Origin of the sequence: Pseudoneobacillus rhizosphaerae (assembly GCF_917563885.1) — a bacterium.
GTDB lineage: Bacteria > Bacillota > Bacilli > Bacillales > Cytobacillaceae > Pseudoneobacillus > Pseudoneobacillus rhizosphaerae.
The window spans coordinates 17,063-35,786 of record NZ_CAKJTG010000011.1 but is presented as its reverse complement, the minus strand read 5'-3'; the positions used below and the strand labels follow the sequence as shown (position 1 = coordinate 35,786).

General features: G+C 35.0%; 18 protein-coding genes and 1 pseudogene. 6 read left to right on the top strand and 13 right to left on the bottom strand.

Translation table 11 applies throughout. The features are described from left to right. Positions 1–98: 98 nt before the first annotated feature. From LRP83_RS11440 to LRP83_RS11430, 3 genes are all read right to left on the bottom strand, one after another. The gene (locus tag LRP83_RS11440) at positions 99–1,874 is read right to left on the bottom strand and encodes a PAS domain-containing sensor histidine kinase (RefSeq protein ID WP_230496823.1); all 1,776 of its coding nucleotides are present in this window, start codon (positions 1,872–1,874) and stop codon (positions 99–101) included. A gap of 211 nt (positions 1,875–2,085) precedes the next feature. After that, on the bottom strand, positions 2,086–4,380 hold the full coding sequence (locus tag LRP83_RS11435; RefSeq protein ID WP_230496822.1) for a thiamine pyrophosphate-dependent enzyme: 2,295 nt from the start codon (positions 4,378–4,380) through the stop codon (positions 2,086–2,088). Beyond that, complete coding sequence (locus LRP83_RS11430) at positions 4,380–5,393, bottom strand: 2-oxoacid:acceptor oxidoreductase family protein (RefSeq protein WP_230496821.1); 1,014 nt, start codon at positions 5,391–5,393, stop codon at positions 4,380–4,382. The genes LRP83_RS11435 and LRP83_RS11430 overlap by 1 nt, the downstream gene beginning before the upstream one ends. Before the next feature lie 316 nt (positions 5,394–5,709). Between LRP83_RS11430 and LRP83_RS11425 the strand changes: the two genes are divergently transcribed. Further along, a complete protein-coding gene (locus tag LRP83_RS11425; RefSeq protein WP_230496820.1) occupies positions 5,710–6,627 on the top strand; it encodes a nuclease-related domain-containing protein in 918 nt (305 codons plus the stop codon). A gap of 382 nt (positions 6,628–7,009) precedes the next feature. After that, a complete protein-coding gene (locus tag LRP83_RS11420; protein WP_230496819.1) occupies positions 7,010–8,752 on the top strand; it encodes a B12-binding domain-containing radical SAM protein in 1,743 nt (580 codons plus the stop codon). Positions 8,753–8,783: 31 nt separating this feature from the next. Here LRP83_RS11420 and ykzE read toward each other — a convergent pair whose 3' ends face one another. After that, positions 8,784–8,936: a protein YkzE gene (ykzE, locus tag LRP83_RS11415; RefSeq protein WP_230496818.1), complete on the bottom strand. Its 153-nt coding sequence runs from the start codon at positions 8,934–8,936 to the stop codon at positions 8,784–8,786. Further along, positions 8,937–9,098: a protein YkzP gene (gene ykzP, locus LRP83_RS11410; protein WP_230496817.1), complete on the bottom strand. Its 162-nt coding sequence runs from the start codon at positions 9,096–9,098 to the stop codon at positions 8,937–8,939. 144 nt (positions 9,099–9,242) lie between these two features. On the opposite strand from ykzP, the gene LRP83_RS11405 reads away from it, so the two are divergent. Then, a complete protein-coding gene (locus tag LRP83_RS11405; protein WP_230496816.1) occupies positions 9,243–9,587 on the top strand; it encodes a DUF3905 domain-containing protein in 345 nt (114 codons plus the stop codon). 41 nt (positions 9,588–9,628) lie between these two features. Here the strand turns inward: LRP83_RS11405 and LRP83_RS11400 are convergent, their stop codons facing one another. Continuing rightward, positions 9,629–10,987 carry a TrkH family potassium uptake protein gene (locus tag LRP83_RS11400; protein WP_230496815.1) on the bottom strand — a complete coding sequence of 453 codons (1,359 nt, stop codon included), beginning with the start codon at positions 10,985–10,987 and terminating at the stop codon, positions 9,629–9,631. Positions 10,988–11,352: 365 nt separating this feature from the next. Here LRP83_RS11400 and LRP83_RS11395 point away from each other — a divergent pair, with 365 nt between their 5' ends. Next, the gene (locus LRP83_RS11395) at positions 11,353–11,553 is read left to right on the top strand and encodes an alpha/beta-type small acid-soluble spore protein (protein ID WP_230496814.1); all 201 of its coding nucleotides are present in this window, start codon (positions 11,353–11,355) and stop codon (positions 11,551–11,553) included. A 47-nt stretch (positions 11,554–11,600) separates the two neighbouring features. On the opposite strand, the gene LRP83_RS11390 is transcribed toward LRP83_RS11395, so the two are convergent. From LRP83_RS11390 to LRP83_RS11375, 4 genes are all read right to left on the bottom strand, one after another. Then, entirely contained in the window at positions 11,601–12,746 is a 1,146-nt protein-coding gene (locus LRP83_RS11390) for an anti-sigma factor domain-containing protein (protein WP_230496813.1), read from the bottom strand. Then, entirely contained in the window at positions 12,743–13,489 is a 747-nt protein-coding gene (gene sigI / locus LRP83_RS11385; RefSeq protein WP_230496812.1) for an RNA polymerase sigma factor SigI, read from the bottom strand. Before sigI ends, LRP83_RS11390 begins: the two co-directional genes overlap by 4 nt. A 318-nt stretch (positions 13,490–13,807) precedes the next feature. Next, positions 13,808–14,275: a hypothetical protein gene (locus LRP83_RS11380; RefSeq protein ID WP_230496811.1), complete on the bottom strand. Its 468-nt coding sequence runs from the start codon at positions 14,273–14,275 to the stop codon at positions 13,808–13,810. A 239-nt stretch (positions 14,276–14,514) separates the two neighbouring features. Then, positions 14,515–16,095 carry a peptide chain release factor 3 gene (locus LRP83_RS11375; protein WP_230496810.1) on the bottom strand — a complete coding sequence of 527 codons (1,581 nt, stop codon included), beginning with the start codon at positions 16,093–16,095 and terminating at the stop codon, positions 14,515–14,517. Positions 16,096–16,274: 179 nt separating this feature from the next. Between LRP83_RS11375 and LRP83_RS11370 the strand changes: the two genes are divergently transcribed. Together LRP83_RS11370 and LRP83_RS11365 are read left to right on the top strand one after the other, a co-directional pair. Then, positions 16,275–17,138: a metal-dependent hydrolase gene (locus tag LRP83_RS11370; protein ID WP_230496809.1), complete on the top strand. Its 864-nt coding sequence runs from the start codon at positions 16,275–16,277 to the stop codon at positions 17,136–17,138. A 101-nt stretch (positions 17,139–17,239) separates the two neighbouring features. Next, the gene (locus LRP83_RS11365) at positions 17,240–17,647 is read left to right on the top strand and encodes a YkvA family protein (protein ID WP_435531348.1); all 408 of its coding nucleotides are present in this window, start codon (positions 17,240–17,242) and stop codon (positions 17,645–17,647) included. A 16-nt stretch (positions 17,648–17,663) separates the two neighbouring features. On the opposite strand, the gene LRP83_RS11360 is transcribed toward LRP83_RS11365, so the two are convergent. The 3 genes and pseudogenes from LRP83_RS11360 to LRP83_RS11350 all read right to left on the bottom strand — a co-directional run bounded on the left by LRP83_RS11360 (position 17,664) and on the right by LRP83_RS11350 (position 18,719). Next, positions 17,664–18,245, bottom strand: coding sequence for a cell wall hydrolase (locus tag LRP83_RS11360; protein ID WP_230496807.1), 582 nt, complete (start codon positions 18,243–18,245; stop codon positions 17,664–17,666). A gap of 190 nt (positions 18,246–18,435) precedes the next feature. Next, positions 18,436–18,516: pseudogene (locus tag LRP83_RS11355) on the bottom strand (YjcZ family sporulation protein); the annotation flags it as partial. 110 nt (positions 18,517–18,626) lie between these two features. Beyond that, positions 18,627–18,719 (bottom strand): YjcZ family sporulation protein, encoded by a 93-nt coding sequence (locus LRP83_RS11350; RefSeq protein WP_230496806.1) that lies wholly within the window; start codon positions 18,717–18,719, stop codon positions 18,627–18,629. Between the last annotated feature and the right edge of the window lie 5 nt (positions 18,720–18,724).

The window sequence follows — 18,724 nt, the reverse complement described above, 5'->3', positions numbered from 1 at the left end:
CTTTGATTTGATGTTAATCTAATTAGATATTAATCTAATTTGCATGAAAAGGCAATAAAAAAAGTAATCCATTTTACATAGAATACTTTTTTCGACTATTATTGAACAGGTAAGTAAATATGAAACGTAGTACCTACTCCTTCTACACTTTCAACCTTAATGAATCCTTTGTGTTCTTCGATAATTTTATAGCTTACCATTAAGCCCAAGCCCGTACCGCGCTCTTTCGTAGTGTAAAAGGGCTCACCTAATTTTTTTAATTTCCCAGTTGGAATTCCAACACCTTCGTCTTGAATAGAAATACAGATGTTTTTATCATCTTTTGATTCAATTCGGATTACTATTTTACCACCTGTTGGCATAACTTCAATAGCATTTTTAATCAAATTGACAAATACTTTTTTTAACTGATTGGGTTCACAACATATAATAGAAAGAAATTGATCAAAATAAGTTTCAAATTGAACATTATACAACACAGCCTGTGCGGTTAATAAATCAACAGTTTCCTTCATTATAGTCGTGACATCAACTTTAGAATATTTAACTGCTTGCGGTTTTGCTAAAATTAAAAATTCATTTATTATGGAATCAATTCGATTTAGTTCTGATAGGATGACCTGAAAATACATGGCTTGACTTTCCTGCATTTCACCTTGTAGAAGCTGAATAAATCCTTTTAAGGCAGTCATTGGATTACGAATTTCATGGGCAATGCCAGCCGCAAGCTCACCGACAACATTTAAAGTATCGGACTTTTTCAAACGATTTTCCATTTCTATTTTTTCAGTTACATCTTTAAATACAGAAAAGTTAACATTTGAGTATAGATGGTAAATAGAACTGTATTCAAAATATTTAATGGAATCATCACTAAGATGGATTATTAGCGTTCCATCATTTTTACCATTCTTTTTAAGTAACTTTACCATATTTTCAATTTTTTCTATGTTTCCATTACATTCGGGCACTATCCCCAAGATGGAATTACCTAGAAATTCGTGTCTTTCACAATTAAGTAATTGGCAGGCGGATTGATTGATATCGATAATCACTTTTTCGTCATTCCATAGAATCAAACCTTCTAAAGACCCCTCAAATACTTTCCTAAACTTTTGTTCACTTTTTCTAAGCTCCTGCTCCATCTCGTATCTTTGGCTAATATTTCGGAGTATGGTCATATGAAAGCCATCTACGGAATGAAGTCTCGAGGAAAATTCTAATAATTTTTTTTGACCATTTGGCATGATTAATAAAATTTCATCGCGAACTGCACCTGTATTAAATAATTTTTTAACAATTTTTTCGTAATGGTCATTCTTTTTTGCAATATATGTACTGAGATTAGAGCCAATTAAATCCTGAATATCGGACTCAAAAATCCTTGTTGCCGCATAATTAGCATTAATAATGTTACCCTTCAAATCCCAGAAAATAATACCATCTAAAGCTTCAATGAAAAGATCCTGAAAAATATATTCATATTGTTCTGTTTGTTGCTTTAAAGTCGACTTATCGGTTACATCTCTTAAAACAGAAATAGTATTTCCATTTGTAGAATCAACAGTCGTCAAAATATCAAAATAAGAAAGACCTCTTGAATGATGTATCGGAATGATCCCTCTTACTTTCCCATTTTCATCTAAAAGTTTTTTATTGCTCCGTAGCTTATAATGCTCATTTTGCGGGACAAAATGTGATAATGAATAACCCAATATGCTTTCTTTTTTTAAATCAACATATTGGCAAAATGCAAGGTTAACATCTACAATAAATCCATTCTTATTCGTAATAATGATTCCATCTAATATTTGATTAAAAATATCATATGAAAAATGATTGGGGCTTAATGTGTTGTTTTCACTAGTAATCATAAAATGTGACCTCCCCATTAGACAAAAAAATATTATTTTTTTAGAAAAATATTATCTATCATTAATTTCTATAAACTTACATAAATCTCCTTTGAAAAAATGAGGCAAACACAAAAATATTTTATTAACGATTTTATTAAATCTACAATATTGAAGTTCATTTATTTTCACATAACAAAAGACCAGTTCAACATGAACTGGCCTTTTGTTTTTATAGATGTGGATTTTCATGTTTTGCTTTTAGACGGTTCCATCTCTTTTCAACTTCAGCCTCAAAGTCATTTAAGATTTCTTTATTTTCTTCCTTTAATAAATGCTTTGTTTTACCCATATATTTTAGCCATTCAGATAATTCTACACGTTTATTTTTCTCTTCAGGGTTATAGGTAATCGTTGTGACACCTTGTTCCACCTCGTATAACGGGAAGAAGCATGAATTTACGGCTTGTTGAAGGATTACTTCACCATAGCGGTCATCAGATTTCCAGTTTAATGGACATGTTATTAAAATTTTCCCGTAAACAGTACCTACATTTTGTGCATACCACTGTGCCTTAGCACCTTTTTTAATTAAATCCTGAGGATGGCTTTCCGCACCTGTAAATACATAAGGGATATTCGTTGCTGCCATAATTTGAGCCGTATCTTTGTGATGGAACGCTTTACCTTTTTGTGCTTTTCCTACATTCGATGTGCTTGTCATATGCCCCATAGGAGTAGAATACGACATTTGTGAACCAGTATTCATATAGCCTTCATTATCATACTCAAGCATAATCAGGTTATGGTTGCGAAGTGCTGTACCAATCGCAGAACCCATTCCGATATCCATACCACCGTCACCTGTAATCATGACAAATGTTGCATCGTCTGCCACTTCAATTTCACCACGACGCTTTAATTCTATGAACGCTTCAACCGTACCTGATAACGTTGCCGCCCCATTTTGGAACAGGTTATGAATCATAGTTTGCTTATGCGAGCTGTAAGGATAAGAAGTTGTCGTTACATATGCACAGCCTGTTTGGAATAAGACAACGATATCGCCTTCAATACCTTTAAAGAATAATTCCAAACCTGCGAATATTCCACACCCTGGACAAGCTCCATGGCCTGAAGCAATACGCTTCGGCTTATTGGTTAAGTTTCGTAAAGGTGGAATTTTCACTTTCAATTTATTCGTTGCTTCATCCATTTTCACATCAATAAGTCCTGTTTTATAAACATCACCATGTTGAGGAGTTATAACAGGCTTTAATATTTTTTCAGGATTCCCTGGAACATGACCGTAATAATCAAATGGCTTTTCTGCAAAGCCTTTTTCTGCTGCATCAATAGCCATGTCAAAGAACTTTTCAGCATCATCTGCATAGAAGTCTTTACCACCTAATCCAAATACACGACTTAATACAATTGTTTGATTTTCTTTGTCATCTTGAAGAGCCGATTTTACTTCATGTGTTAAGTTCGGACCATTTGCACCGTAAGAATCAGCACGTTCCCCAACTAGTAAAGCCTTCACGTTCTTTAAAACTTCACGAATTTCTTTTGCTGGAAATGGACGAATAATGTTAGGGCTTATTACCCCAACCTTAATTCCTTTTTCACGATAACGATCGACAACATCTTTGGCTGATTCAGCTGCAGAGTTTAATAAAAATACTGCTACTTCAGCATCTTCCATTTCATACAGATCAAGGACAGAGTATTGACGTCCTGAAAGTTCTGCGTATTCAGCCGCTACTTCTTTATACACTTCTCCAGCTGCGTAGATGGCTTCAGATTGTTGGAAATGATTATTCATTAAATCTTCACCATTCATATGGGCGCCGATTGTGACTGGCTTCTTAAGGTCTCTAGCAAAATTGTAGTCTGTTGGACACTCCCCTACGAATTGTTGAACAACTTTTCGATCCGTAAAGTAATCTACTTTTCTCTTTTGATGAGAAGTAAAGAATCCATCATAAGCAACGATAACTGGTAATCTCACTTTTGAGTGCTCAGCAATTTTTAATGCCATAATATTCATATCATATACGGCTTGAGGTGTACGAGCTGTAAGAATAACCCATCCTGTATTTAAACCATAATAAAGGTCAGAGTGATCTCCACGAATATCTAGCGGACCACTTACTGCACGTGTTACTAGATTCATAACCATTGGGAAACGGGTTCCTGCTTGTACTGGTAATTGTTCAATCATGTAAAGGAAACCATTCGCACTTGTTGCATTAAATACACGAGCTCCCGTTGCAGAAGCACCATAGCAAATACCAGCAGAACCATGTTCACCATCAGCTGGAATTAATTTTACATCATGCTCTCCACGCGCTTTCATTTGATCTAAGTATTGAGCCACTTCCGTTGAAGGAGTAATTGGGAAATAGCCCATAATATGATAATTAATTTGCGCAGCAGCCATAGCTGCCATTTCATTACCCGATTCGAATGTAGTCGTTTGTTCCGCTTTGGAAATTGTATTTATTATTTCTTCTAACATCGCCATTATGAAATACCTCCTGCTACGTATGGGAAGTTTTGCTTAACACGATTCGTATCAGCAAAGCCTATCATTTCGCGTAATTCTGATAATGCATCAGTAGGGCAAGCTTCCACACATTTTAAACAACCTTTGCAATATTGATAGTCAATCCCTTTTAGGAATAATTGCTTACGACCTTTTTTATCCTCGCCCGCTTCCCAAACAAAGCAATAGTCCGGACAAACGGTGTCACAGGCAGCACAATGGATACACTTTTCTTGTTCAAGTTGTGGTAAAAAACCTTGCCGTGATCCACTTAAGTCCTTTAATACACTGTTAGCCTGAGCAGTAATAACTCCACCAATTTCCTGTGTTAAGTAGCCTAATTGCGGTTGTGGTCTTTCGAATTTCTTCCCTACTGCATCTTCAGGTACTTCATATTTCTTAAATTTCACTTCGTTATAACCTCGATCGAAAGTACGAATGTTCGGTTCAACGAAATGTGGATACTTTTTCTCAAACGTTTTACGAATAACATTTCTCATAATTTCTGGGTCTAAAAAGTCACAAATTCTAAAAAGTGCACCTAGCATCGCAGTATTAACTTTTGTTTTTTCATCAACAGCTATACTTAAAGCATCGACAATGGCAACGGTGCCGTACTCAATCTTTAAATCTCTTTTTATATCATCAAACTCCCTAGTGGAGTTTACGAGAATAATTCCATCTGGCCGCATGCCACTTACAACATTAACCATTTTATACAATGCTTCATGGAACACACCAATAACATGTGGTTCTTCAATTGGACTGTGGTCACGAATTTCTACATCCGGATCACAATAACGGACAAAACTTTTTACAGGTGAACCCTTTTTCTCTGATCCATAGGAAGAAAAGTTTGAACCATTTAATCCAAGACCTAAAACTCCTGCTTCTGCTAACATTTTCCCAGCTAGATTGGCACCTAATCCCCCGATTGATTCCAATCTAATTTCAAAAAATCCAAGTTCATTTTTTTGCGGTAAAATTGACAATATTATCCCTCCCAATACTATCCTTGAAAGAACTTTATTCAATAATAAGAACTTCCCCTGTTTTCCATTGTAGAAGGTTTTAATATATTTTGCCGTGACAAACATCATAGATTTATAAAAAAACATGAAACACTTTTTATTTTTTTGAAATTTCCTTTGTAAATAGGGAATGTATTCGGTTTCATAGTTATGTAACAGATTGACGATTGTAGTATAACAGTTTGTTTTTTTTGCTATTAATCTATTAAACTTGTATATTTTACCTATTTTTGTTTAAAATTAATTGGATGGAATTAAATAGCAGGAAGTGGAAAAAATGAATATTCTAAAGAAGCGATTAGAATCAGACGAATTAAAGCGACTGAGGTACCTCAATTCACGAGTTATTCTTTCAGACAAAGACGCATCGCATTATTTTACAATTAAAAAAGGCTTTGAAGGTGAGCTGAATTTTGATGAATGGGCCGCAGAAAATCTTCCGTCTTATTGGATAATGATTTGCGATTTATTACTTGAATTTATCAATACCCTTTTTCAAATCGATAGCTTAATTTTCACAGGGGAAAAAATTTACTTATTCAATGTTAAGAATCATGAAGGTGATTATTATATTAAGGATGGTAAGTGGTATTCTCCCAATAATACTGAAATAATTGACCCTCTTAATCAATTAATTAGAAGTGAATCTCTCCTGAAAAAATTACTCCATGATTTGGGATATAACATTCCAATTGCCTCATACTTACTCTTCATTAATCCAGAATTTCATTTATATGGAGCCCCCAAGAATCAGCCAATTATCTTTCCCACACAACTTAACCGTTTTTCAAACAAACTAAATATGCAAACCTCGAAAACTACTGACCATCATAAAAAAATTGCCGAGAAATTGAGTTCCCTTCATATTAATAAATCCCCCTTTGAACGTGTACCTGATTATCATTTTGGAGAATTGAAAAAGGGGATAATCTATGATTGTTGTGGATCTTTTGTTAGTAGTGTGGTTGGAGGGAAGATAGTTTGTGATAGATGTGGGTTTGAAGAAGATTTAGATGCAGCTGTTTTAAGGGGAGTGGAGGAGTTTGTATTTCTTTTTCCTGATCGACGGATTACAACTGAGAGTATTTATGAGTGGTGTGGTGGGGTTGTGTCGAAGCGATCGATTAGGAGAATTTTATTAAAGAATTTAAAACTTGTTAGATTCAGTAAGCATTCTTATTATGTTTATCCTTAAGTCACATTTGCTAGGCTTTCGGCTATGCAAGAACTTCTTGCGTGCACGTTTACACCGTTTTGGGCAGGTTTCGCGTTCGCGAGAACTTCTTGCGTGCACGTTTACAGCGTTTTGAGCAGGTTTCGCGTTCGCGAGAACTTCTTGAGTGCGCGTTTACACCCTTTTGGACGGGTTTTGTGTTCGGCGAGAACTTCTTGCGTGCGCGTTTACACCAGTTTTGCTCTTTTTACTGTTTTCGGGCACGAAAGAGTGCAAACAAGGATTTTGCTCATACTAATTGGAGCCTTGCTCTTTTTTAGGTGTTTATTCTGTCTTTTTTGTCGACAATAAAGTAAAATAGACTGTTGATTCTAATTATTGGTACCCTAAGGAGATTTATTGAATGAAGATTATTTGTACGACATTAAACGCTAAATATATACACACAAACATAGCAATACGGTATTTAAAAGCATATGCTTTGCCGGAATTTGACATCCAGTTAACTGAATATACGATAAAAGACCCAGTGATGAATATTGTGTCCGATCTTATTCAAAAGAAACCAGATGTAATTGGCTTTAGCTGTTACATATGGAATATTGAAGAAACGATTAAAGTCATTAAGATGATTAAAAAAATTAATCCAGACATCCATATTGTTATGGGCGGGCCAGAAGTGACGTATGATGTCCATGACTGGATGGTAAATGTACCTGAGTTTGATTTTATCGTAATCGGTGAAGGGGAAGAAACCTTTAAACAATTATTAAGTGAGCTTGACGGAGGTGGGCAATTTAATACAGTACCAGGGATTGCTTATCGAGTAGAGAATATGATAAAGATCAATCCACAACGTAATAAATTGGATTTAAAGGAATTGCCTTCTCCTTTCCGATTCGAAGAAGACCTCCCACATCTTTCAAGACGTGTAACTTACATTGAAACTAGCCGTGGCTGCCCGTTTAGCTGCCAATTTTGTTTATCATCCATTGAGGTTGGTGTCCGCTATTTCGATCGAGAGAAAGTGAAAGAGGATATTCGTTTTTTAATGGCAAATGGAGCAAAAACGATCAAATTTGTGGATCGTACCTTCAATATAAGTAGAAGCTATGCGATGGAAATGTTTCAATTTCTAATCGACGAGCATAAACCCGGAGTCGTTTTTCAATTTGAAATTACTGCTGATATTATGAGACCAGAGGTAATCGAGTTTTTAAATCAGAATGCACCAAAAGGTTTGTTCCGATTTGAAATTGGAGTTCAATCAACAAACGACTATACGAATGAACTTGTGATGCGAAAGCAAAATTTCGAAAAGCTAACAAGAACGGTTACTCTAGTCAAAGACGGAGGCAAAATTGATCAGCATTTGGATTTAATAGCTGGTCTTCCTGAAGAAGATTATTCTTCCTTTAAGAAAACCTTTAATGACGTGTTTGAACTAAGACCAGAAGAGCTGCAGCTTGGTTTCTTGAAGATGCTTCGAGGAACTGGGGTAAGACTTAGTGCCAAAAAGCATGATTATATTTATATGGACCATTCACCATACGAAATACTTGGTAATAACGTGTTGTCCTTCCATGATATTATTCGGATTAAACAGGTGGAGGATGTTTTAGAAAAATATTGGAATGACCATCGCATGGATAAAACTGTTGAATATTTAGTTTCTAACGTTTTTGAAACTCCCTTTGACTTCTTTCAGGATTTCGGCACGTTTTGGGACGAACAAGGTTGGTCGAGAATTGGTCACCAGTTAGAGGATCTTTATACAAGGCTATATCGATTTTTAGCTGCTAAAAATATCAAAGATTTGGATATCGTTGAGGGGCTAATGAAGTATGACTATCTTCTTCATCAAAAATTCAATCCACGGAAGCCTTGGTGGGAAGCTCGGTTAGATAAAGAGGCACGTTCCACAACCTATAAACAAATTATTGCAGAACCACAGCAGCTTGGGGCGGAATTTGTTGGTTTAAACTTAAATGAAAAAGAGCTGTACAAGCATACATTGCTAGAGAACTTATCATTCGATTTAAAAAGATACTTGGAATTTGGTGAAATCACCCGAATAGATACAATTATGATGGCATATTTTTCTCCTGCAAATGATCAGACAAAAATATTTAGTTATAATCAATAAAATAAACCCAAGGGAGCGAATCCCCTTGGGTTTATTTTTTGCGTTTTTCTTTTCTTGAATCTTTTTTCTCCTGTGGATTTGAAAAAGCGGCCAATTCATAAAATTTACCACTATTCAAATCACCAAACTCCATACCAAATTCTACATTTGTTACTTCTTTTGATTTATCATTTTTTCCGTTCATTTATGATTTACCTACTCTACCTTGCTTAGAATTCCGGTTAGCACCCTTCATCCGATTTTCACCTTCACTAAATTCAGCAGAGAATTCAGTTTCAGCAACATTTTTCTTAGGCGTTTTACTATATTTATCAACTGCATCAAATTCAGCTTTACGTTTTGCCATTTGTACATTACCTCCATTAATTATGGGAAACATTAATATTGTCTCTCATCGTTAGTAAAAGATACTTGTTAACGATTTCTAATATTTTGTTCTCATAAAAAAACGAAGGTTTATTAAACTAAATACTAAAGGAAGTGATGAAAGATGAAAAAAGATAAAAACCAAAATGATTTTTCCATTAATGAAACTCTTCCACATCAAATAAGCGCTCCAAGCTTTAAGGGAACGGGAATTAAAATGCAGCCACCTTTTGAAAATTCCCATGGTGTGGTGATTGGAGACAGCCTTTATTCTTCACCAAATTCACCTTTAGAAAATTGGACCGAAGATACGGACCCTGCTGTTATGGCTGGTGATGAATGGGTACATCCAACAAATGATATTGGCTGGAATACAACTGAAAATCGTGAATTACTGGAAGCGAAAAGAAAACCTAGAGCATATCCATTTATGCATCCCACGAAGGATGTAAGTCATGGAAAAGATTAATGAATGCCGAAAAACGAAAGCGCATAAGGCGCTTTCGTTTTTTATCCTATAATAACTCGTTCTTTTGGATAATGATAATTAGGCACGTTCCTTTTACTCCCAATTATAAATAAGAAGGATAACATTCCAACCCTACCGATGAACATTAATAAAATAATTATCATTTTTCCAACAGAAGAAAGCTCAGAAGTAATTCCTAAAGATAGCCCCGTTGTTCCAAACGCTGAAGACACTTCAAAAATCAGGGGTAATAATGGGATATCCTCCGTTATACATAAGATAAATAGAGAAGTAAAACATATAAATAATGCCATCATCGAAACCACTAACGATTTAATAACATCATCCTCATGAAGTTCCCGTTTAAATACTTTTATTGTACGATTCCCTCGAGCAAAATGGTAAAAAAACAACAAATTCAGGGCCAAAGTCGTAACTCTTATTCCCCCACCAGTTGAACTTGGGGAGGCACCAATAAACATTAAAGCTGAAATAAATAATTGGGTTGGCCCACTAAATTGATTAATATCCATCGTTGTTAAGCCTGCACTTTTCGTAGTGGTTGAGTGAAAAAAGGCATAAAAAAATGATTCATACCACTTTTTATCTTTTAGAAAATGATCGAACTCCAAAAGATAGATTCCAATGGTACCTAAAATTAACAAACCTAGAAAAGTAACTGTAGTAAGCTTCGTATTTAAGCTAAAATGATGTCTTCTCCCTTCATTACGTCGATCAAATAAATACTCTTTTGTTTCTACTAATACAGGGAATCCAATCGAGCCGAAAATAATTAATATAATCGATACTAGCTGAACAAAATAATCATTTGCGTAAGGTATAAGTGACTGACCTGTTATGTCAAATCCTGCATTTGTCGTTGCACTAACTGATGCAAATAATCCATGAAGAAAAGCATCCTTTCCACTAGAATAAAAATTCATAAAATACGTCCCTAAAATAATTGCGCCTAATATTTCAATCAAAATAATAATGACTAAAATTTGTTTTAGGAGCTTAACTAACCCGGCTAAACTAGACTGATTCTGATCTGTCATTATCAAACGTCTTTCCCTCAGCCCAATTTTTTTCCCTAGTAATAACCAAAAGAATGTACCAAGTGTCATAACCCCAATTCCACCGAATTGAAGAACAAACATTAATATATATATTCCCGTTTCACTGAAGGTTTCTGAAATATTTACGGTAGTGAGGCCCGTTACACTTACAGCACTAACTGCAGTAAAGAGTGCATCCATAAAAGTCCATTTAACATTAGGTTTTAGTGCTATTGGTAGACTTAACAGCACCATACTCACAGAGACAGCAATAAAATAGTAGACGACAATGATTTGTGCAGGAGTAAGGATTGAAATATATTTTCTTAAAGAATATTTCATTTTCTCTTCTCAACCTTTCAAAAATTCTCTCCCATCTATATTAATGAAATAATGTCGATGAATAAAGTATTTTTTATTTAGATTATATAAGCCTTTTATATAATATAAGCATACATTTGGGAGGAATTCAAAAAATGATTAAACAAGTGCTGGCGGAAAGAGCTGGACGAAGATGTAATAGCAGTAGGAGAAAACGCTTAACACTCTTAAGCACCAATGAACCGTGCCTCCTAGTGCTCTAAAATGTTAAAATATGCTTTTACTGGAAGTAGGAAAAAAATTTACCTCTTATGATTTTTTTGTTTCTAATCCAAACTAGACTTACAGAGAAAATCTCTGTAATTGAAATTTAGGAGTTGTGAGACATGGCTAGAAGCAGTAATAAATTGCTCGTTCCTGGTATTGAACAATATATGGATCAAGTTAAATATGAAATCGCTCAGGAGTTTGGAGTGAACTTAGGCTCCGATACGGTATCTCGTGCAAATGGGTCAGTTGGTGGAGAAATTACAAAACGTTTAGTTAAACAAGCTCAAGCGCAACTTTCTGGGTATAACAATCAATAAAAATTGAATATAAATGGCAAAAAAGTCCGGGCAAAATGTCCGGACTTTTAATCATTATCTTTTTTCTCTTGATGATCCTTTTGCTTGTTCTTCTTGTCGTTGTTCTTGTTTTTATCTTTGTCTTTGTCTTTGTTTTTTTCTTTGTCTTTGTATCTGTCTTTGTTTTTGTTTTTATCTTTGTTTTGGTCTTTGTTTTTCTTCTCATTTCTGACTTTATGGTTATCGTTGTCTTTGGGATCGTCATCCCCTGTTTTTTTTACTTCAACCTCATTTTTGCTGTTATTTCGTTTATTTTCCTTCTTTTTCACATCTTTGTCATCATTTTTTGATTGTTTTGGTTTTTGATTCTTTTGGTTTTCTTTTTTCTTTTCTATATTCTCTATTTTCTTTGCATCTTTAGCCTTTTTCTCTTCCGTTTTTACATTCCCTTTTGATTGATTTGGAGTTTTTCCCTCATTCTTTTCCTCTTTCTCCTCACCTTTTAAGGAATCCTTTTTACCCTCTAGTTCTTCTTTTACTTTTTCCTCTGCCCTTTGATGTTTCTCTTTGTATACACCCGTTGAAATGCCTTCTTTGTGAGCAGCTTTTCTTTCTTGTTTCGTCGCTTTTACAACGGTTAATTGAAGATTTTCTTTCTCGATTTTTTCTTCAATTTCCGCAATATTTGCTTCAAGTTGTTGTTTGACCTTCAACGCTTTTTTATCGTCATAAACTGTTGAAATAACAACTTTATCATGATTCTCAAAGAATCCCTGTTCTCTTATTTCTTCAATAATGTTGGTTGTAACAACGGAAACCTCTTGATGTTCCCAGTCCTTAATTTCAGAAAGGATATTCTTTCCTTCTACATTATAAGCTTCTAAATCAATAACCTCTAATTCATTATTCACAGCTAATTCGATGCTTGGATTCACATCAATAGACATGTAAGCATATACATCATCACTGTTATTAAATGGAATTAATGAAGCTGCCGCAATTATGACAGCACAAGCAGCTGCTGGCAAAGCTTTCCCAGGAGTTAAATTAAAAAACAAAGATTTCTTCTTTTTATTTTCGCTTAAGGGAAAAAAGTCTATCTCTTCTCCAATTAAATAATCTTGTTTTTGATTACGAGCTCTTAAGAACTCGCCTTCTGGGGTTAATAATGTTAAAAAACGTTCATCCACTTCCATTATTACACCTTTTTTCACGTTTTCAACACCCCTTTAATATAGTCCTTTAAGTAAAGATAATCATTTATTAAAATGAGAGAAATGGCCATTATATACTTTCGATTCCGTTCAATGGTTTTCCTACTAACATCCACTAAATCTTCAAGTTGTTTAACTGGAAGTCTTTTTTTCTCTAATAAATAGTTTTTTAATTCTTGATTCTCAACAAGAATATTGGCAATAATCATTGCGTTTTTTCGTGCATCTGCATGCTTTGGTGATTGCTCCACCAAATCTTGAAATGATAATTCAAATTCTTTTAATAATAATTGGAATTGGATAATTTCTTGACGCCTGGAATCGGCTTCTATTTTCTTCTGATAGTCATCAACAGAAATTTCATTCTCGATGGTTAAACTAGGTGAATCCTCATCTTGATTTTGTTTAACAATATCAAAACTGATTGTTTGGTTTTTCGAATGCTTCCGAATATAATCAATTACTCTCCGTTTGATCATTACTTCTGAAAAACTAATTAACGAACTTCCCCGATCTGGGCTATATTTTTGAATGGCTTCATGAAATGCAATGAGGCCAATACTAAATTCATCATCGGATTCATGTATAAATCGTTTACATACGGAAGATACCGTTTTGGCAATAAACGGTTTATAAGCCTCGATGGTTTCATTTAATAATGTAAGATCACCTTCTTGAATTTTAAGAACGGTGTCCTCTAATGATCGTTTCTTCTTTTTCGCCAAGAATAACAATCCTAGCACAAGCCTCACCTCTTTCATACCTATAGCATTATAACATACGAAGGTAGGAAGGGCTCTTTGTGGGTATACTTTTAGGAAAAAGTACCCAAATCTAAGATACTATATCTGTGTAAAAAACGAAAAAAGATTGGTCATTATTTATTGATTTTATTAAATATTTTCCTATATTTTCTAAAAACGTATTATTGAATTGTTTCACCTCGGGATAGTATTGTTTCCGCGATCGCTTCTGTCACTAAATTATTTCGGGAATAATATTCAGGATGTGGGGGTTTCTAAAAAATAAATAAGCAGAATCGGAATTACTCCAAACTCTGCTCATTTATTCGTTTGAACTCTTAAAATTACTAATCGAATCAAATAACCTACTAACAATCCTATTGGTAAAAAGAGCATTGGCCAAAATACAGGTCCGAATTGAATGTTGAAGATGGTTAACTTTGGTGAGAGCATTAGTCCCACTGTAATAAAATAAGCACCAAAAACAAACGGTAAAAACGTTAATTTCTCCTCTTCAGGCATCGCGTGTCGGTAGGAATCCCACATTGCAAACATATATAAACACGGATAGAACATCAGCCATTGATAGTCGATTACTTTAAAAGCCTTATCAATTTCCCAAAGAAAGCTATACATAATGGCCAAATTAAAATGACTACAAACGTTAATTAAAAATTCAAGAAAAACAAACAAACCACCTTTAAAATATTGTCCGACAAGAAGTTGCCCAAAACCGGGTAATGCAATGCTCCAAAGAAGCGCTTCAGATTTTGTCAGTTTTTTCATAATTTCTATCACATCTTAACTAGGATTATTTGCTCATGACAATGACTATTATTCCAGAAAAAAGGGATTTTATTTCACCGTAATCAGCCTTATAGCAAATTTTTATTTGTTTCCTTTTTTATTTCTTATTATTCCGGTAAATATACCAATAGTCTTTTGTCCATTCTCTAGCGGTATATGATTGGGGAATTTTATAAAAAAATAAAAAAACAACCCTCTTAAAGAGAGTCGTCATAAAATTAATCATGTTGATCCATTGGATTATAAAGCTTAACCGAAGGATTTTTATCTGTAAACCATCTTAAGGCAAAATCATTTTCAAATAAGAATGCATATTTATCAAATCGATCCCGAACTAAGATGCTTCGAGAGCTGGAGAGATTTTCATCTACGGTCTCACCATCTACCCATCTAGTTATTTTTGAGCCTAAACGTTCCATTATTACTTCCGTATTATATTCGTTCCTCATACGGTGCTCAAATACTTCGAACTGAAGCTGTCCAACAGCCCCTAAATAATAATCATCTGTTTTTACGGTCTTAAATAACTGAATCGCACCTTCTTGGACTAACTGTTGAATCCCTTTTTGAAAATGTTTTTGCTTCATAACGTTTTTAGCCGATACACGAACAAATAATTCTGGTGTAAACTGTGGTAACCGCTCAAATTGGAAGTTATCTTTACCAACAGTTAATGTATCGCCAATTTGGTATGTGCCTGGATCATATAACCCTATAATGTCGCCACTAACAGCCTCATCGACTGTGCTGCGGTCGTCGGCCATAAATTGAGTGGATTGAGTTAGCTTAATGGATTTTCCAGCTCTTGGTAAATTCACAGTCATACCACGCTCAAATTTCCCAGAACAAATTCTCAAAAACGCAATTCGGTCACGGTGGGCTGGATTCATATTTGCTTGAATTTTAAAAATAAAACCTGAGAACGATTCAGACAGTGGATCAATTTCTCCATCAGTAGAATTTCTTGGCTGTGGAGATGGCGCAAATTTTAAATACGTTTCTAAAAACGTTTGAACACCAAAGGTTGTTAAGGCACTTCCAAAGAAAACTGGTGTAACGGAACCGTCTCTCAAACGTTCTGGAGAAAACTCATTTCCCGCTTCATTAAGTAGCATGATTTCCTCAAGTGTTTGATCATACAGACCTGAAATTTTGAGAGGATGATCCCCTTCAATTTCTCCATCTTCATTTAATGGAATATATTTTTTATCGTCATCAACACGGAACTGCTCAATTCGATTATAGAAGCGATCATAAATCCCTAAAAATTCTTTCCCCATTCCAATTGGCCAATTCATTGGATAGGATTCAATTCCCATAACCTCTTCAAGTTCAGCTAGAAGCTCTAAAGGTGCTTTCCCTTGTCGATCTAATTTATTTATAAAAGTAAAAATAGGAATTCCACGCATACGACAAACTTTAAAAAGCTTAAGCGTTTGCTCTTCAATCCCTTTTGCAGAGTCAATTATCATAACTGCGCTATCCACTGCTGTTAGTGTTCGATACGTATCTTCACTAAAGTCTTGGTGCCCAGGCGTGTCTAAAATGTTTACCCGAAAACCGTCATAATCAAACTGCATCACACTGGAAGTTACGGAAATTCCACGTTGCTTCTCAATTTCCATCCAGTCACTTGTTGCAAATTTACCAGTTTTCTTTGCTTTTACCGTACCTGCATCACGAATCGCACCACCAAATAAAAGCAACTTCTCCGTTAACGTTGTTTTACCAGCATCAGGGTGAGAAATAATCGCAAATGTTCGGCGCGATAATACTTCATCTTGTAACTTTTTTTCCATTTTGAAAATCCTTTCTATTCCCTACAAAATTAAAATTCTCATTCCTCAATCTTAGCCTTCTCTTGCTCACTTTGCAATCTACAATTTATTCATATCCAATCTTTCTTATTTTGGTGCCTATTATATATAATGTTAGGTAGGTAAGAATTTTTTTTATTACCTACTTGGAGGATATTCTATTGGATACAATTACACATACACTTTTTGGTTTGTCGTTATATGGTTCAGTGAATAAGTTAGACATGAATAAACGAACTAAGAGGGCTTATTTATTTACGTCCATAGGTGCCAGCCAAATACCTGATAGCGATGTTATTTCACAGCTTTGGGATACTGAGGGGCTATATCAAATGTGGCACCGTGGCATTACACATTCGATTTTTCTTACCCCACTATGGGCTCTATTCATTTACTTGCTTTGTATCGTTTTATTTCGTACTAAAGATAGGCGATTATTTTTCCTAGCTTGGATTGCCGTTATTATCCATGATACAAGTGATTTATTTAATGCATGGGGGACAGGTTATCTTGAACCTTTCTCAAATATAAGAGTAACGTTTGGCACTATTCCGATTATAGACTTTGTTTTTTGGATAATTATTGGCGGTGCTTTTTTTCTATCGAGAAAGAAAAAAGAGACAAGACCTACATATTTACGGATTGCATGGGTGCTTATAAGTCTTCATGTTATAGCTCAAAGCGTCCAAGGCTATAATTTCTATCAAAAATATAATCAAGAATATGATCAAATTGCCTTATCAGCAGGTTTTATCCCAACAACCTTCCAGGTGATAACTAAAAATAAGGCAACAATCACTATCTTTGAGGATGGAATCTTCCAACCAAAGAAAAAACTCTATGTAATCCAATCAAAGGAAGAAGCAGATTTAGAATACTTATTCAAAGAAAAACCAGAAGCAGAAACACTCTACAACTGGGCACCCTTTGTCGTCATCATCGACGACGGCAAACAACTCGGAATATACGACCCAAGATTCTATCGAAACGGTCAATCCTTCCTCTACGAATACATCACACGCTAACACGTTAAAGCACTGGGGGACTGTCCCCCACTTCGCTAAAGTGTTAAAGGGTAACATATTCTGCTGGTGTTTTTTGAATACTAAGGGAAGAGGTGTTGGTTTTGGATGTAAAAAAATATGAGGAAGGTCATAAGCGATTTGAGTCAGCTGCGAAGGGTTATTTAGAGCAGCCTGAAAAAACGAAGGAACTGATTCAAAGAGCTAGTAAAAAAGCAGCTGATAAAAAAGGGACTTTGCATGAGGTATGGGATCGTCTTCATCTATTATTTGATCTTGTAACCGCTTGGCGGAAAGGGGAATACCGAAAAATTCCAAAAGGGTCAATCGTGATGGTTATTGCAACGATTATTTATTTTGTTTCACCGATTGATCTTGTTCCCGATTTTCTTGTCGGTTTAGGAATACTAGATGATGCTGCTGTTATTGGATTTACATTAAAGCAAATTTCTTCTGATTTAGAAAAATTTAAACTTTGGAAAGACGCTGGTGAACAAAAAGAGACCCTATGACATAATTAGGGGTCTCTTATTTTGAAAAGTGGTGGTTACCAATTTTCTTCGTAACCGTTTGTGTCTTCTGCCAATGATTTTCAGCGATTTCCGGATTGTAAAAGAATAATGATCCGTCTCCCTGATCCTCTAAGGCTAAAGCCGTTTTAACTGCTTTTTTATCTATTTTCTCCGCTGGTTCTTTAATAGCTCCATTATCTACAGGCTGAAACTGTCCATCTTCTTTAATGACTTTTTCAATGGAATTAGGGAATTGATGATGATCCACTCGATTTAAAACAACTGAAGCAACTGCTACTTTTCCTTCAAAAGGTTCGCCATTTGATTCGGCATGAACAAGTCTTGCAAGTAAATCAAGCTCTTTGTTTGAAATCGTTTCAGGAATAATAATTCGCTCACCAGGCTCCAGCCTATTTTTGTTAATTTTTTTCAGTTCATTTTCTGATACAGCAAATTGCATAGCAATTTTTAAAGGATTGTCCTTTTCTTTAACTGTATAAATCTGAGTATCTTCCTTCGTTTCAGCAGAAGTATGGTTCGGTTGAATACCAATAAAAGAAAGAAGGGAGATTAGGATGAGAAGACTTAGTTTTTTCATACTTATCAACCTCCGTTTATGTTATTTTCTAATGACGACATATTTAACCGTAACATACCTTCTAATGGCACATCTAGCTCAAATATTTACCATGGTAATTTTGGAATAAATAGGGATACTAGCACGCTAATGGTTTCTTTTGTACAAAAAGAAAACCCAGCACCTTAAGGTACTGGGCATTCCTTAATTTTTAGTTAAAGCAAGCTGCGCCAACGATAATTAATAGAATGAAAAGAACTACAATTAACGCAAAGCCTCCAGCCCAGCCACCGCCAAATCCACCACCGTAGCCAAATCCACCGCAAGGATTGCAACAAGAATTTCCGAATCCGTATCCGTACATAATATTCAACTCCTCCTATTCATTATAGTTTTTGGGGATTAGCAGCACCATGAAGCCCCAATGATGATTAATAAAATAAACAATACAACTAGTAATGCAAAGCCTCCACCAAAATGATGTGAACCTGACATTTTAC

Excerpts from the sequence above, each read along its gene's own strand:
- LRP83_RS11405 (WP_230496816.1), top strand. The coding sequence starts at position 9,243 with ATGAAAAAAGATAAAAACCAAAATGATTTTTCCATTAATGAAACTCTT.
- ykzP (WP_230496817.1), bottom strand. The coding sequence starts at position 9,098 with ATGGCAAAACGTAAAGCTGAATTTGATGCAGTTGATAAATATAGTAAA.
- LRP83_RS11425 (WP_230496820.1), top strand. The coding sequence starts at position 5,710 with ATGAATATTCTAAAGAAGCGATTAGAATCAGACGAATTAAAGCGACTG.
- ykzE (WP_230496818.1), bottom strand. The coding sequence starts at position 8,936 with ATGAACGGAAAAAATGATAAATCAAAAGAAGTAACAAATGTAGAATTT.
- LRP83_RS11435 (WP_230496822.1), bottom strand. The coding sequence starts at position 4,380 with ATGGCGATGTTAGAAGAAATAATAAATACAATTTCCAAAGCGGAACAA.
- LRP83_RS11380 (WP_230496811.1), bottom strand. The coding sequence starts at position 14,275 with ATGAAAAAACTGACAAAATCTGAAGCGCTTCTTTGGAGCATTGCATTA.
- LRP83_RS11375 (WP_230496810.1), bottom strand. The coding sequence starts at position 16,095 with ATGGAAAAAAAGTTACAAGATGAAGTATTATCGCGCCGAACATTTGCG.
- LRP83_RS11395 (WP_230496814.1), top strand. The coding sequence starts at position 11,353 with ATGGCTAGAAGCAGTAATAAATTGCTCGTTCCTGGTATTGAACAATAT.
- LRP83_RS11360 (WP_230496807.1), bottom strand. The coding sequence starts at position 18,245 with ATGAAAAAACTAAGTCTTCTCATCCTAATCTCCCTTCTTTCTTTTATT.
- LRP83_RS11420 (WP_230496819.1), top strand. The coding sequence starts at position 7,010 with ATGAAGATTATTTGTACGACATTAAACGCTAAATATATACACACAAAC.
- LRP83_RS11350 (WP_230496806.1), bottom strand. The coding sequence starts at position 18,719 with ATGTCAGGTTCACATCATTTTGGTGGAGGCTTTGCATTACTAGTTGTA.
- LRP83_RS11400 (WP_230496815.1), bottom strand. The coding sequence starts at position 10,987 with ATGAAATATTCTTTAAGAAAATATATTTCAATCCTTACTCCTGCACAA.
- LRP83_RS11440 (WP_230496823.1), bottom strand. The coding sequence starts at position 1,874 with ATGATTACTAGTGAAAACAACACATTAAGCCCCAATCATTTTTCATAT.